The organism is Rhodopirellula sp. JB055 (assembly GCF_043100905.1).
Classification (GTDB): domain Bacteria; phylum Planctomycetota; class Planctomycetia; order Pirellulales; family Pirellulaceae; genus Rhodopirellula.
The window spans coordinates 1-16,009 of the sequence record NZ_JBICHO010000133.1 but is presented as its reverse complement, the minus strand read 5'-3'; the positions used below and the strand labels follow the sequence as shown (position 1 = coordinate 16,009).

Here is a 16,009-nt window from a genome sequence, read left to right as displayed (position 1 = left end):
AGACCCAAAGCACATGCAGCGACTGGGGCGGATGTACCTCGAAGTGGGCCGAGTCGACGAAGCAGCCCGTCAGTGCCAAATCGCTTTGGATTCGGACCGCGAATGGGCCGCTCTGTGGGCTTTGTGGGGTGATTGTCAGGTTGCCCGCAACGAAAAAGACGAGGCCTTGGCGGCCTACCACCGTGCGCTGTCACTGCAGCCAGATTATCCCTATGTGCAATTGCGAACCGCCGAGATCTACCATCAACAAAAACGTTACGATCGCTTGCTAGCGACTTTGGATCGGGTTCGGGAAGACTCCAGTGTGGTTGGTGACTCAGACGAATCCGTTCGGCCAGGTGCGGCGGATTTGCTGCGAGGCATTGCCATGCGAGAACTCGGGCGGACCGAAGAGTCAGTTCAGTACTTCATCGCATCGGCTCAGAAGAATCCAAGCGATGCGACTTCTCGTTTGCAATTGGCTTCGATAGCCGTTGAGACGGGACAACCACAAATCGCTCAGACTTGGTTGGCTCAGGCGATGCGATTGGATCCTGCTGCTGTTCGCGATGCCGGGTGGAAAGTTGAATCTTGGTCAGCAACACCTCCGGGAATGATCTCGACCGAAAGTCTGCCAGGTGACAGTTCGCCGGTGCCCATCATCGCCGCTCAGCCCGACATCGGACGGCCTTGGCGTCAGTGATCCGTGGCGTCTTGGTTGGACGCTCGCTGCAAACGATCGCCAATCGCGGCAAGCAAATTGGGGTTGGTGTTCGATGGCCATTCCAGTGACGTCACCTGATCGATCTCAATCTGATCGAACTGTCCCGAGTCCGCACGACGCAGCGTATCGTAAAGGCGATTGGCAATCTTTGACAAATCGCCTGACGGTGACAGGCTCCAAACATCGGCGTAGCCCGGCATCGGTTCGGCGGCGCCTCGAAGACGGATGCGAAGGACACGTTCCGGATGATTTGGATCGGGCGACAACGGACAACGACTTTGCTCCGAGACCAAACGCAGCGGAGTTCGCGGCGAGTAGTGTTTGCGGTGCATCCCAGGCGAAGCGGCGGGCGCGGCAACCGCAGCATCGGACTGAGTCGAATGAGACAATGTTGCCGACGTCACCGTTTCTCCCAGTGAGCGTTCCAATTCCGCTGCCGACAGCACGCCTTCGCGAAGGATGGTTGGCGGAGCATTTGGATCGGCGATCGAAAGCACGGTGGACTCAAGACCGACATCGCAGATGCCACCATCGAGCACCCACTGGACGGAGTCTGCCAAACCGTCGATCACATGTTCGGGACGAGTCGGGCTGATGTAGTTGGATACGTTGGCGCTTGGGGCAGCAATCGGAAGCGAAACCTCTCGCAGCAATCGCAATGCGACCGGGTGGGCGGGAACACGCACGGCCACGGTGTTGCCTCCCGCCGTGACGCAGTCCAGCACCGATTCGGAACGCGGCAGAACGAGTGTCAGTGGTCCAGGCCACAAGGAGGACGCGGCTTCGAAACGCCGCCGCGTGATGTCCGAATCCATCGCGACCAGCGGATGGACGGAGTCGGAATGGCCCACGTGCAAGATCAGCGGGTTGGTCGACGGTCGTTGCTTCGCCGCGAAAATCTTCGCGACCGATTCGGGTTGGTCGCCTCGCGCGGCCAAGCCGTAGACGGTTTCGGTGGGCAATCCGATCAGCTTCCCATCGCGCAAGGCTTGGCTGGCACGCCGGATTGATTCCGGCGTACCAGGCAAGATCTTCGGATGGGACGCGTTGGGATTCATGACGCAGAAGTCTGATTCATTCCCGCGGAATGACAAGATCCCTGGGGCCGGTCATTTCACGCGACCGCACGAGTCATTCGCCGGGTGGTTGGAACGAATCTTCCACATCGCGAAAAGTCTCCAGCATCAGATCCATTTGCTGCTTCAGTCGGCCCAGGTCGCGACTGTTGTCGATCGATTCTTCCAGCAGCGGACGCATCCATTCTTGCATCAAGTGGAATTGCCCTTTGACCAATTCCGCGATCACGCGAGGGACTTTGTGTTGAACCAGAATCTTTTGATCGGGCGGCGAAGCGGCTTGTTGCCGTGAGATCGCTTCGAGCTGATTGGCGGTGGATTCCAAACGGCCGGACATCAATTCACCCATCGATAGCAGCGTTTGACGCAGCGTGTCGACTCGCGAATCCATGCGTTCTTCGGCCGAGTGATCTTCCATCGCGATGGCTTTGGCGATGACTTGCCGGATCGATTCCAGGCCATCTCGCATGGACGCGAGTTGCCGGAGGACTTGAGCGGCCTGATCTTCGCCGTCCATTCCCGCCATCCGAACGCTTTCCACAAACGCGTACTTGATTGCGTCCCAACGTTGTTTCTCTTCCGGCGTCAGGATGCCCATCAGTTCTTTGAACTTCAGCACGTTGGCTTCGTTGTCCGTCGTCAGCGTTTGAGCGTCTTGTTCGTAGTTGCTGATGATCAGCGATTGCAGTTCGGCATCGTTCATCACCGGAGCGACTCGTTCGGCGATCCGGTTCATGTTTCGGTAACTGCCCTGCAGCTTGAACGGCGGTTCGGTCCGGTATTCATCGGCTTGGGCGGCTGAGCGAATGTAGGCGCGGTTGACTCGCAGCACGACATCACGGACTCGCAGCAATTTGCGGGTGACTTCGAACATGTCCCGAATTTGGTCCAAGCTGAAATTGGCTTCCAGTTCGATTCCTTCAACAGAATCTCGTCCGGCCGCAGCGATGATCGCTCGAGCGTCCGATGGCGACGCGTTGGAAAGCGGCGCCAGGGTCACGTTGCTGGTCAAGCAGTTCTCGAGATAACTCATCTCGAATGCGTCGGCCGATTCGCCGATGATTTCGCCCAAGTTGTAGACATCGGCGCGGTTGGAAAGCATGTCGGGGATTTGAAAACGATCGCCCGATTCAGTGTACGGGTTGCCCGCCATGACCACCGCAACTCGCCGGCCACGCAGGTCGTATGTTCGCGTCTTTCCGTTTCGAACCCCTTCGATTTTTCGCGTGGCATCGCACAAGGAGATGAACTTCTGCAGCAATTCCGGGTGCGTGTGTTGAATGTCGTCCAGGTATAGCATCACGTTGTCGCCCATCTCGAGCGCCAAGTTCAAACGCATGACTTCTTCGCGGGCCGCGGCATTGGGGGCTTCCGCTGGATCCAACGACGTCACACCGTGACCGATCGCGGGACCGTTGATTTTCATGAACACCAGACCGAGTCGGCTGGCGATGTATTCCATCAACGTCGTTTTGCCGTAACCGGGTGGCGAGATCAGTAGCAACAATCCCATGCGGTCGGTGCGTTTGTCTTCGCCAACCGTGCCCATCTGTTTGGCGAGGTTGTCGCCGATCAGCGGTAGGTAAACTTCGTCGAGAAGTTGGTTGCGAACGAAACTGCTGAGGACGCGAGGTTTGAATTCGTCCAAACGCATCGATTCGCGAGCCGACTCGACGCACTCGGTTTTGGCTTGGTGAAGCGAGCGGAATCGCGGCACCACATCTTCGCGGTATTCACGCAGTCGTGTGATGTATTCGTGATAGTGCAGCGGTAGCTCGCCACGTTCGATTCGGGCATGACTGCCGACCAACCCCGTCAGGCGTTTCGCGACAGGGACGTCGATGACTTGGTTGGCGGGGCGAGCCGTTGTCGTTGTTTTCTTGGCATCCATCGCGGATTGGAAAATCAGCCAAGCCAATTCGTCTCGGTACCATTGAGGGGAGTCGCAGGTTGCATTGCTGTCTTCGTTCGCCCGTTTGCTGAGAAACGCGTCGGCCCAGTTGCGAGCTAGTACAAAGGTGTGAACCGGAGAGGCTGTGTTGGGTTTCAGGCCGCCGAGGACCCAGCGTTTCTGATCCGATTCGGGGAGCGAGCGAAGGAAGTCTTCGTGCAACGTGTTCGCTTGGCCGCTGATGGCGATCTTGTCGGGTGCACTCGTCAGTTGCTCGAACAAGTAATCCGCGATCCGTTCCGGCGTGATCACTTTCTCGAACAGTCCGATCCATTCGGATTGATGTTCGGCGGCCAGTTCCGTCAAGTGTTGACGGAATTCGACGGCAGGTTGAGCTTGTGGGAACGCCATCGCGAGCTTGGCAAAGCCCGCGATCCAGTTTTTCATTTTGGTGCGTTGTTTGGTGTCGAGGAAACATTGCCACCAAAGCTGGGATGCGGTGCGAAGCGATGGAGCGTGACGCAGCAGACCGATGGAACGATCCAGGTCAATCAACCCTCGCAAGATGATCGCGGTGTCGACATCGTGAACGCCTTTGGCATAGCCCTCGTCGAATCGCCCCGCCATTCGTTCGGCGACCCAAGCCGCATTCAACGTTTCTAGATCCTGAATCGATTCCGCTTGCCCGGATTCGAACAGATCCATCGCCAGGAATTCGGCTCGGTAGACGTCGGAGTTCTCGCTGATCAGCGATTGATTCCAAATGTCGCGGGCCGCGATCAGTCGCTCGTCGTCAATGGGACCGAAGTACTGTGTGCCAGTCAGGTGCAAGCACAGTTCGTCGCTTCGCAGGACCGTCGTCAGGTCCAGAGGCTGCGTGTTGACCGCGAATTTTCGTTCGCCAAGCCGGATGACATCGCCACCCTCTTCATAGAGATCTTGGCGATCTTTGAGGCCTCGCAGCGCGTCTTCGCGAAGCGTTTTGAGGCGGCTTTGTAAATCGCCGACGCGAACGGCATCGCCGAGTTCATCGAGTTCTTCGATCAGGCTGCGGATCTTTCCGACCATCAAATCGCCGGCGAAGTACGCAGCGATTTGATCGATCGAATCCATGTTCGATACGCGGTGTTGGATCCCGCTGAGGATCCGTTCGGCGGCGGAACTGAGTGCCTCGGCGCGGCGATTGCGTTTTTCAACCAACGCAACTTTTCGCGATTCGAAAGCACCGTAAACATCTTCGCGACGAGAGGCGAGCGTTTCGATGAACTCTTCGAATTCAGCGAAGCGACCTTCGAGTTCTTCGAGTTGTACCATGACTTTCGTCAGGTACTCGTCACAACGAGTGGGCGTGTCGCAGACGTCGAGGTAGCCAGTCGTGGTTTGTTCGAGCAGTTTCAACTGCGATGCAAATTCGGCTCTGCCTTCGACGCCAATCAGTTCTTGCTTGCGATTTTTGAGCGCACTGCGAACGCGATTGACGGTCGCAAAGACGTCGCCGATCGCATCGATGATGGTCGTCCGCTGAGTCGCGTCGTCGATCTGCAAGTTGCTCACCGTTTCGGTCAGCAGTTCCAAATCGGCAGCCGATTGATCGATCTCCGCTTCGAGTTCCTTGGCCTGAGCGACGCCTTTGATTTCCGGGACGCGGGTTTCGGCCTCGGCAACCCGATCGCGAGAGGGTTTCAGGGCATCATCGCCGAGCCGAAATTCCACACAGCGACGGCTGAGACGATCCGATTGCTCGGCGGTGACAGATTCCAATTCCTCCACGACGGAAAGGTCGACGAACCGAAGTTCACGCAGGGCGATCGCACGTCCTCGTTGGACTCGCAGTTGCGCCAGCGAAGCGACAAATTGGTCGATCGAAGTGAATCGCGAACGCTCGATCTCTTTCAGCGTCGTGTTCGTGTCCGATTGGACTTGGCGAGTTTGTTTGGCGGTTCCTTCGCGAACACGAACGACTTTTTCGTATTCTTCGATCGCTGCTCCCGCCGTTTCGCGAATTTTGCGAAGTGGTTCGGCGAGGTGGTGGGTTTCTTCGTTGTCGATCCAGAAGTAACTGTCGAGGACATCGCCTGATTTCTTGGACAGGTCGATGTACAGATCGTTGTAGCTGTCGTCCTTCTCGATCAGTTGCAGTAATTCGCTGCACTCGGCCATCCCGCGAACCAAGTCTTTGTTGCCGATCTTGAACAGCAGCGAATCGGTTTGGGTCTCAGGCAGGTAATCTTCGCTGGTGAACGGCGTCTGCCAAAGCTGGATCGCGTGGTGTTTTTGCGGTGTGTCTTGGCCTTTGAAGCAAACCATTTCGCCGGCTTCGAAGAACGTTTGCCCGTGGCACACAAGCGGCGTGTCGACCGACTGACGAATCTGGTTGTATCGCAGTTGGATGTAAGTTCCGTCTTCCACATTGGAAAACAGATACAAGCTGTCTTCGCCGTTGGGCGAGTTGATCGTTCTCTCGTAACGCATGTCGACCAGTCCGTGGTCGAAGCGTTTGAACTCGCCGGATTGCAAGTAATACCCGCCGGGGAAGATCAGGCCTTGATCGCCCGGCAGCATCACGCAGGCGTGCTGGATCTCGTCCAAGCGGATCGCTTGGTTGATCTTCCCGTTGAAGATGATGTAGCGAAATTGGTTCTCTTGATATGGTTTGATCTTCAGCAAGACCAGGTGACCGACGATCGCGTAATGGATCTCCGCGTCATCGAGTTTTTGGTCGAAGTTGTCGACCGGTTCGGCGTAGATGCCTTCGCCGACGCTGGTGTTATTTTCGACTTTGATCGTTAGGTCGCCGCCGACCGTTTCGACGAACACGCGGTCATCGATGGAGATGTGTGGGTGCTCACCGTAGTGATGCATGTCCCGCGTTGTCCTCTGCCAGCGAAATTCGTGCTGGTCGGGCAAGCGGACTTCGTGGTCGCTGCGATTGTCGACGTATTGCAGGCCTTCGGGGCCGCGTCGCCATTTGAACGATTTGATATCGCGAGCGGTTTTGCCGACTTGGAACACCATGTGCAAAATCGGGCCGGACACAAAGAACCGAAGGAACGTGGTGTCTTTGTAGAACCGGTACAGTTCGTGAAAATCACTGGCGAAGCGATCATCCATGATCCGCTCGAGTGGCCGTTCATGGAACTCCGTTGATTCCATGCGGTAGATCGAGAACACGTCGGCCAGTTCGATCTCGGTTTTCAATCCGAATTGAACGTTGTATCCGAACAGAAACTCGTCACCGATCGAGACAATGTCTCGGGGGACGCAGTTGTGTTCTGTGGTCACACGCTGCGTTGCGATCAATCGCGTTTCGATGTTCCCGAAGACTTCGCCGCGGTCTTCGTTCAGCTTGGCGAGACGATCGCGAAGATCGCCGGCAGCGGTGCGAAGGCGGTTCCGAAGGACTTCGTAGGTGCCGCCCGACAACTGCGAGGCGTTGTCCTTGGAAATCCCTGCATCCGATCCACCATCGCCAGCGGAACCGGGCAGCGAAGTCGCTTCGGTGGAAGCGTCCTCAGCCACGATCAGGCCTTCTTCCCGTTAGGGGAAACTTTCTTCGCCGGAACGGTGTTGGTTTCGGCCGTGAGCAAACGACTGACCTTTTGGTCGGCCACGTTGGCGGTCCCAGCCATGCTGAGCAGACTGGTCAACTGCGTTCGAACATCGTCGGTGCTGGACATGCCCATCAACTTGGCGATCAACGCCGCGATGGAAAGGTCTTTCACGCCGTCGGTGTCCAAGCCGAATTGTGAGATCAGCTCTTTGACTTGATCGCGGAAGTAATCCGCGTTGCCATCGAAGAACGTGTTCTTGACGTCCGTCGCGACTTGGCTGTTGTAGACGAATCGGTCGATCGCTTTGCCGCCTTTGACCGCGGAAGTGATCTGGTCGAAGAATTCTCCGTCTCCACCGACGATGTCGATTCGTGCGGCTTGCAAGGCTTCGCCGATGACTCCGGCTTGGCTTTCGGCAATTCCGCGTTGAGCTTCGATTGCGGCGACTTCGACGAACTTCTCTTTTTCGAGTTGGAGTTTGAACTCTTCGTGTTCTTTGCCGACGCCGTCCAGCTTCTTCATCGCTTCGGCTTTCTCGGTGATACCGGTTGCTTCGGCAGTGTATTTCTCTCGAGAAATTTTGGCTTCGGCCATACCTTCTTTTTCCAATGAGACGGCTTTGGCCTCTTGGACTTGAGCTTCGGCCAAACCAGCGGCAGCGGCTTGAGCGGCTTCGGCTTCGGCCAGCATTTTCGTCGCGGCGGTTTCTTTTTCGGCTGCGTCGCGTTTGGCTTCGGCTTCGATACGAATCTTTTCAGCCAGCAATTCGCTGCTTTCCTTTTCGGCTTGAGCCAGCTTGGTTTGGCGAATCAGTTCTTCTTCCGCTTTCATTTCTGCAGCGGTGATCTGGACCGTTTTCAAACGTTCGGCGAGGGCGTGTTCTTCGGTATCCTTGATCCGTTCTTGTTCTTCGACCACCGCGCGTTCGACGGCGACACGTTCGCGAATCACTTCTTGAATGTTGCGTTTCTCGACTTCAATCGCCTTTTCTTTTTCGACATCGGCGACGCCCACAACACGCATGCGTTCGGTGGCTTCCAAGTCGCGATCACGATTGACGCGTTCCAGTTCGACGGCGTCCGTCTTTTCCTTGTTCCGCATCGCGACCAAGACTTGGCGAGCCTTGTTCTCTTCGGCGATCCCGATTTCTTCTTCGGTTTGGATCCGGGCTCGTTCTGATTCCAGTCGCTGCTCTTCCCGAACTTTCGCCGCGGAGGCTTGTTCACGTGAAGTGATTTCCGCGATTTCGCGTTGTTGTTTTTCGACCGCTTCGACGCGTTGACGTTCCAGTTCGAGGATCGTTTCTTCGGCTTCGACGTCTTGCTTCTTCAGCGTCTTTTCTTTGTCGCGGGTGAACTGGTTTTCCTTGACCTTTTCCATCGAGGTCAGTTCGGTGATCTTCTTGATGCCTTCGGCGTCGAGGATGTTGGTTGGACTGAGCATGTCCAACGGTGTCTGTTCCAGGTAATCGATCGCGGCGTCGTCGAGTCGGTAACCGTTGAGGTCGGTGCCGATGACTTTGAGGATTTCTTCTTTGAACTTGTCGCGTTGGTCGTACAGATCGACAAAGTCAAATTGCTTGCCGACGGTTTTCAATGCTTCGCTAAATTTCGCGTCGAATAGTTCACGCAGTGTTTCCAGTTCGCTACAGCGTTTGGCACCGATCGACTGAGCGACCTCTTTCATTTCTTCGGGGCTTTTGTCGACACGCACAAAGAACGCGACTTTGATGTCCGCGCGAATGTTGTCGCGGCAGATCAAACCTTCGCTGCCTTGGCGATGGATCTCAAAGCTTTTCAGCGTGAGGTCCATGAACTCGTATTGTTGGATCAGCGGGATGATCAGCATGCCTTCGCCGGTCACGGCTTTGACGCCGCCGGAACCCGATTTCACGATGGCGCGATCCGGACCGACTTTGACGTAGTAACTCTTGTAGAAGAGCGCGACGACGATGCCGACGAGGAAGAGTCCCCCGACCAAAATGATCGCCACGTCCGCAGCGAGGCTATCTGTGATGAGAGCAACCAGCATGAGTGTTCTTTCGAGTGATTGACCGCGGGATGATTCGATGACGAATCCCGAAAACATTTTGCCTGTTGGTCAGGCGTGGAATATCAGCCAGCGGGGCGCGCTGAATCACGTCGAAGCCGAAGAATCAGCCCGCACCAGGTAGGTTTTGGTGCTTTGATCATAGTTCACCACCGTGACCCGGCCCCCTTTTGGGATGATTTCACCACCGGTTCGGACGGAAATCAGCAGAGGGGCCGCATCAGTGGCAAAACGCGCACGACCGAACGATTCGTCGGCTTGGCGGGTTTCGATGGTGGCCGTTCCGCCAATCAGGCTGGAGGCGTGGAATTCAGTCGGCGGAACCAAAATTCGGTGCAGTGGCCAAGTCGCCATTTTGGTCGCCACGATCCCCAGGACGCCGTTGCGGATCGTCAGCAGTCCGCTGGTCAAAAAATTCGGATCATAACGCCGCACGTCGTAGCCGAACCACAGGTAAAAGCTGATCACCCAAAACAGAACGCTGAAGACCGAAAACCACACGACCAGCGGCACACGGTCCAGGTTCATGGCACGCAGAGTGGCCGCGCCGGCACCGCCAAACCAGTCGCCGTGCATCGGTTCGCCGGAAGCGTCCAGGTCCAAATCGCCGCCGACATCGCCTGCCAGATCCGGAGCATCTAGATCGGGAACGTCGATGTCAGCGTCCGCGTCGACGCCAAACTCAAAAATTCCCAGGAGTGAGACGAGGGCGTACAGCAGAAACAACGCGGCCAGAACGGTGGCAGGCCACATCGGCCCCACGAGGATGGAGTCGAGCCGTTCGGTCCAAGTCATTGCCAACATGTGTCTGTCTCCTGAAAAGGAATCCTCACGGGTTTCGCGGGGAAAAGGATCCTATCACGAGGCGGGTTTCCGCGGTGCGAAGGGCGCTCCGTCGCATCGTCCATGGCTGAATTTCAAGCGAAAACCCGCTGGCTGCGGTTGGGGACGCTGGTCACTGAGCGACAGGTGCGAATGTGCCTTTGGGGGTGAAGACGGTTGCGGATGAACCGAGGTCAAACTCTTCTACCCGGAGGTCACGCTCGCGGTACAGCTTTCCGGTTTCGAAACCGTAGAACGATGGCACGTAAGGATCGATGAACGAAACGTCCGCCGATTTGGGGACGTCCATTCCGGTGAGGAAGTAGCTGGCGTTGACGATCAAACGACGAAGGTCTTCGCTGCGGAAATCAACTGCTGCACCGGCGGTGGTGGCCACGCATTGACCGGTCTTTCCCGAGGGAGCTTCGTAGGGTTTCAGCCAAGCCAAAGGCATCATCGGATCGTTCTTCGCGTCGACCGGCGGGGCGGCTGGATCGAGGTGCTGAATCACCATGCCACGTAGCAAGACCGTGGCCGCGGATTCGTCAAGATGAACAACGCCGTAGATGTCCGAAGGTGTGTAGATGTCAGCAACGTCGTTCAGAATCGGATGGTTGGCGTTGTCTTCTACGATGACCGCGCGGCCGCCTTCAACTTTGTGTTTGCCATGGTGCGAATGCCAGTTTTCGCCGACCACGTTGATTCCAAAGTTCGCCCAGTCGTAGTCGCCGTAGTGCCCGCTTTTGAAAGCATGGGTGGCGGTTCGGTAGGCGATGATCGGTTTGCCCGCATTGATGAACTTCAAAATTGGATCGAGTTGATCGTCGGAAAGAACTCGCCAACGAGTCGCCAGGATCATCAGGTCAGCATCGTTGAGTGCTTCCGTGCCCGGGATGTTGTCGATCTGGTACGGATTGATGCCGCCGGTTTCTTTGTCGATGGCGAACAGCACTGTGCATTTGAAGCCATGCGTTTGGCTGAGGATCTTCCCGAGCATCGGGCAGGATTCCTCGGTTCGATATTCTTCATCGCCTGAGATCAGCACGATGTGTTTGCCGTTGGCTTTGCCTTCGGCGGGCTCGAAGACGAGGTGATCCGCGGCGTGAATGGCGGACAGAGTGGGAAGCAGGCAAACCGCGAATGTGAAGGCTGCAGCGATAAAGCAACGCTTTTTCATGTCAGATCAAGCTTGAGTCAGTGGACAAGATGTGTGGCATAGGAAGCCACATCATATCTCAAGCGAGCTGGGGTGGGGGCACGACGAAAAGCGGCCCAGGACAGGTACCCGACTTGCGGGACTCGGTCGAGGGCTACCGGAGTGCGTGGCGCGGATCGCTGCGGCGAGCCTGGGCACGAAATTCTTCGGCGGCGGCTTCGGGGTAGACGGTGTTGATCATTCCGCCCGAGCTCAATTCATAACCGGCCAAGCGACCAATTCGCGGCGCCAGTTCGAGGCTCCAGTGATGCGTGTTTGGATCGCATTGATCCCCTGGAGGGGCGGTGTGGATCATCATGTTGTACGCGACGCCGGGGATCACCGCCTCGAGCCAACGAACGCATCGCAGGACCAAGCGGGCGACTTCCTCATTCATCGAGACCGACAAATCTTCGAAACAACCCACGTGTTCTCGAGAAGTGATTCGGATCAGGTACGGGAATCGGCTGGCGTGAGGGCAGTAGGCCACCAAGGAACTGGATTGATGGATGATTCGTTCTTTGTTTTCCAGTTCCGCCTGCAAGACATCACACTGCAAGCAGCGTCCATGTTTGGCGAAGTGTGATCGCATGCGATTGTTGACTTCACGAACCGATTGTGGCAGGTGATTCGATGCGATCAGTTGACTGTGGCTGTGCTGCAGGGAGGCTCCCGCATCGCGGCCAACGTTCTTGAACAAACTGATGTATTGAATGCCAGGTTGTTGTCGCCAGTGACGCATCCGAGCCGCGTAGGCGGAGAAAGCGAGTGCGATTTCCGCCAGGTTCAGTTCGCTCAGGGACCGGGTGTGACGAGCGGCTTCGACGATGACTTCGTGGCCCCCTGATGCGATTTCTTCGACGAACAGGGATTGAGCCAAACGAGAAATGCGAGAATCTTGGTTGCTGTCATCGTTGCTGGCGGGCGTTTCGGCGTTGCATTCCGGTTTGATGGCCGGAAACAAATTCGGAACCACGCGGACGGTCCAGTCGGCTGACTGCGGAACAACCTCTTCGTCTTCCGACAATTTCGCAGACCACACCGAGGCGGGCGTCAGATGCTCATTGCCGTGGCAGAACGGACAATCCATCAACGTGTCCGGTTTGGGGCGATGTGCTTTGAATTGGTCGGGACGACGAGCGCGACCGGGAGCGAAAATCGTCCAGTTGCCGGAGATCGGATCCCTTCGCGAGCGACCCGTTTGAATGTGCGATTCGTTTGGGAAATCAACGTGGGCGCCATCCTGACGCGGTTGATCCAGGATTTCAGCGTCGACCAAGCGATCGACTAACAATTCGGCGCGTGCCGACGTCGGGCCGACGGAATCTGATTTCTTGGCCGATGGACGATTCCGGTTGGAGGCGGAATCGTCGCGGGCGGTATGCAGGTCCGACACGTTCTGCGTGTCCACTTCGCTCTGATGGGCGGGGGCAGCGTGTTCGGAGGTGCGAGAGGTTTCGTGCAAAGCGGTTCGGCGCGGATCGATGTTGACTCCTGACTGTTGTGTCTTCATCGAACCGACTCATGGTCTAGGGGAAGAAGGCAGAGTGGTTTCCACTCCCCGCTCACTTTGCTCTCCTGCAATGTAGCAGTCTGCAATCGAGATGCATCCCCATTTTTCCCCTCTCAGGGCGAAAACGCTAGTAGCAAGTCAGGGGTTTGATCGTCTTCGTCGATTTAGGGAAATTGTGCGGGCATAAAGTTGAATGTACTGGTCAGCACTCTTCCTCCATGTCCAATCTTGCTGCATTCCGAATTCGACAAGATTTTTCCATTTCTCAGGCGAGTGATAGCGAAGTTGCAGTGCCCGGTTGATCGCATGGTCAAGTGCGCCGGCACTGCTGTCGTTCAAATGGAAACCCGATGCGCAATTCGCGGCGATGTTTTCGGAGGTGGCGTCAACGATCGTGTCCGCTAGACCGCCTGTTCTGGTGACCACGCAGGGCGTCCCATAACGAAGGCTATAGAGTTGATTGAGCCCACAGGGTTCGTAGTGGCTGGGCATGATGAACATGTCGCTGGAAGCTTCGATGCGATGGGCCAACGCATCGCTGAAACCGATGTAGGCGGCAAGTTGTTCCGGATGTTGTTCGGTCAACTCACGCAGTTGTTCTTCAATTTTGGGATCACCGCTGCCAAGCACGACCCACTGGGTTGGTCGCGATTCGGCAAGGTGTTCTCGCAAGACAGGAAGGATCAGGTCCCATCCCTTTTGATCGGCCAAGCGACCGATCAGACCGAGCAGTGGGATGTCAGGATCTTGTGGCAGTCCAACTTCGGCTTGCAACGCGAGCTTGTTATCAATCTTAGCATCGGCCCAATCAGCAACGCTGTAGTTGCGATTGAGATGCGGGTCGGTTTCGGGATTCCAAATGTTGGTATCAATCCCGTTGATGATTCCCTCGACCGGTTGTGGGATGCCTCGAAGAATCGAATCCAAACCGCATCCGTATTCTGGCGTTTGAATCTCGAGAGCGTACGTGGGACTGACTGTTGAAATCACATCCGACGTCACGACACCGGTTTTGAGAAAGTTCAGTTGGTTGTAGTACTCAAACGATTCTGGTCGGAAGTGGTCCCATCCCAATCCGGTCCAGGGGAACGCATCGAATCCAAAGTTGCCTTGGTAGGCCATGTTGTGGATTGACAGCATCGTCGCAATCGGCTGAGTCTTTGCAACATTGTCAGACGTGGCTCGCAACAGAGCGGGAACCAGCGCCGATTGCCAATCGTTGCAGTGCACTATATCGACCGGGTACCCCAGTCGAGTCATCGCGATAATCGCGGCGCGACAATAGAAAATGAATCGTTCCGCGTTATCGTGGTAATCGCCGTTGGCGTCGCCGTACAGCGATGGACGTCGGAAATATTGCGGCTGGTCGATGAAGTAAACCGGGACGTCCGCCGAGTCGGCTGGGTCGTTGGGATCCTTCGGCAGGTGGCTTTTCAGCAGACGGCAACCGATCAGCTTTTGGTCTGACATCGGGACGGCAAAGCTGATGTCCGTCGTTTCGATCGGTTGCGCAGACCGTTCGATGGACGAGAAGGCGGGCATGATGACCGCACAGCGGTGGCCCTGGGCAGCAACCACTTTGGGCAACGTGCCGCAGACGTCGGCGAGCCCACCGGTTTTTGCGAATGGGACGGCTTCGGTCGTCAGGTAGACGATATTCAAGGCAACGGTGGGGTTCTACAAGGTTGCGAATCAGGAAAAACAACGGGACGAAGAACATTCGTCGAAAAGGCATCCGGTGTCGACGTGCCAGACAGAATAAACTAGGTCAAAGTTCTATGTGATGCCGGTTCATCCGGTCTGTCGTTACTTCTTCTTGTCGCCATGCCGCTGCAACTTGTTGATTTTTGGAAACGGATGGTCCAAAGCGGACTCGCCGACGCTTCTGTCCCACCAGTTTGGGCGGCCGATTTCGCGAACGATCACGGGGGAAAACCGCCCTCGGACCCCGCATCGCTGGCGAGTTGGTTGGTCAAAACCGGCCGCGTCGCGAAAGATCCTCTTTCGCGAGTGCTGAAGCATGCCACCTGGGAAACGGATTTTCCCAACACGCCAGTTCTGCGGATCGCGCCGCTGACACTGGTTGCGGCGGATAAAACGGCACCTTTCCCGTTCTCTCACTGGCAGTCGGTGATTTGCGACTCCGCGCAGAACGCTGAAAACAAGGTCACGGGGTTTTTGCGGCAAATCGATCCGGCTGGTTTGCCTGCGGAAGCTGCCGCGAGTCTTCGCGCCCACGCGGAATTGACGCATCCCTCGTTGCAGCCGCTCGAGATCATTCCCGTTCGAAACGGTCCGCTCGGCGAGCCTATCGGCGGCCGTCGCGATTTCGCTGGTTTGTTCAGTCCGATGGCCGCAGGCAATTGCCTGAACCCACCCAAGGAAGCTTGTTCGGTCCAGCAAACCGTCGCGGGGCTGAGTTCTCTTTGCGATGCGATTGCCGCAATGCACGCGAAAGGGTTGGTGCATGGCGGGATCCATTTCGATCGCATTTGGGTCAGCGGTGCCAAACCATGGTGTTTGCTTCGTGACCCCTTTGCGGCGTTGGCAAACTTTTCGATCGAAGATGTCACCGTCGACCGAGATGCTTGGTTGGATTCATCGCCGTCAAATCCGTCGAGTTGGTCTCCTGAGAGGCTGGCGAATCCTCGCGATCACGTTCCCGGCATCGCCGACGATGTTTTCTCGCTCGGATGTTTGGGGTTCGAGTTGCGACACGGTCGGCCAGCGTTTGAGGGACCCGATCGAAACACGTTGCCGGTTGAGCTGACCATTGCGGTTGAACAGGGAGCCACAGGCGATCCGCTGTGTCGAGTGTTGGCAGCCGCTTTGGCCGCGGACCCTCGTGCTCGATTCGCGAGCGTGGAACAATTTTCTCAGGCACTCAACGTTGCTGCCACCGCGACTCCTGCCGTGGCTGCCAAGGTGGAGCAACCTGTTGAAGAGAAACCGCAACCTGCCAGGGACATTGCGACACCGGCCAAGGAGACTTCATCTGCCAAACAAACCCTCTCAGCCGAGTCGACTCAGGCGACCAAACCGACTCAGGCGACCAAACCGACTCAGACGACCACGGTGGCTCAGACGACCAAGGTGAATCAACCCGTCAAGGCAACAGAATCGACCACGTCGACGCCTGTTCCTGCAAAGCAAGATGCTGTTCCGAAGCGAGTGGCGAAACCGAAACAGCCCGCCAACATCCAACCGGT

The 16,009-nt window shown here is 56.6% G+C and carries 8 protein-coding genes and 1 pseudogene; 2 read left to right on the top strand and 7 right to left on the bottom strand.

From position 1 onward, the window contains the following. Nucleotides 1–682: tetratricopeptide repeat protein (locus ACF8AM_RS05600; RefSeq protein WP_392554684.1), on the top strand; the 682-nt coding region annotated here is incomplete at its 5' end. Here ACF8AM_RS05600 and ACF8AM_RS05595 read toward each other — a convergent pair. The 7 genes from ACF8AM_RS05595 to glgA form a co-directional block, all read right to left on the bottom strand. Beyond that, nucleotides 676–1,761, bottom strand: a complete 1,086-nt coding sequence (locus tag ACF8AM_RS05595) for an L-threonylcarbamoyladenylate synthase (protein WP_392554683.1) — start codon at nt 1,759–1,761, stop codon at nt 676–678. The two genes, ACF8AM_RS05600 and ACF8AM_RS05595, sit on opposite strands and share 7 nt — an antisense overlap. 73 nt (nt 1,762–1,834) lie before the next feature. After that, the gene (locus ACF8AM_RS05590) at nt 1,835–7,189 is read right to left on the bottom strand and encodes a DNA repair ATPase (RefSeq protein ID WP_392554682.1); all 5,355 of its coding nucleotides are present in this window, start codon (nt 7,187–7,189) and stop codon (nt 1,835–1,837) included. 2 nt (nt 7,190–7,191) lie between these two features. Further along, nucleotides 7,192–9,252 carry a flotillin family protein gene (locus tag ACF8AM_RS05585; protein ID WP_392554681.1) on the bottom strand — a complete coding sequence of 687 codons (2,061 nt, stop codon included), beginning with the start codon at nt 9,250–9,252 and terminating at the stop codon, nt 7,192–7,194. Nucleotides 9,253–9,357: 105 nt separating this feature from the next. Continuing rightward, nucleotides 9,358–10,074: a DUF1449 domain-containing protein gene (locus ACF8AM_RS05580; RefSeq protein WP_392554680.1), complete on the bottom strand. Its 717-nt coding sequence runs from the start codon at nt 10,072–10,074 to the stop codon at nt 9,358–9,360. Nucleotides 10,075–10,225: 151 nt separating this feature from the next. After that, nucleotides 10,226–11,269: a ThuA domain-containing protein gene (locus ACF8AM_RS05575; protein ID WP_392554679.1), complete on the bottom strand. Its 1,044-nt coding sequence runs from the start codon at nt 11,267–11,269 to the stop codon at nt 10,226–10,228. Between the two features lie 133 nt (nt 11,270–11,402). Continuing rightward, complete coding sequence (locus ACF8AM_RS05570) at nt 11,403–12,800, bottom strand: galactose-1-phosphate uridylyltransferase (protein WP_392554678.1); 1,398 nt, start codon at nt 12,798–12,800, stop codon at nt 11,403–11,405. A 138-nt stretch (nt 12,801–12,938) separates the two neighbouring features. After that, a complete protein-coding gene (gene glgA, locus ACF8AM_RS05565; RefSeq protein WP_392554677.1) occupies nt 12,939–14,462 on the bottom strand; it encodes a glycogen synthase GlgA in 1,524 nt (507 codons plus the stop codon). 195 nt (nt 14,463–14,657) lie between these two features. Between glgA and ACF8AM_RS05560 the strand changes: the two are divergent. Continuing rightward, a pseudogene (locus ACF8AM_RS05560) lies at nt 14,658–16,009 on the top strand (serine/threonine protein kinase); the annotation flags it as partial.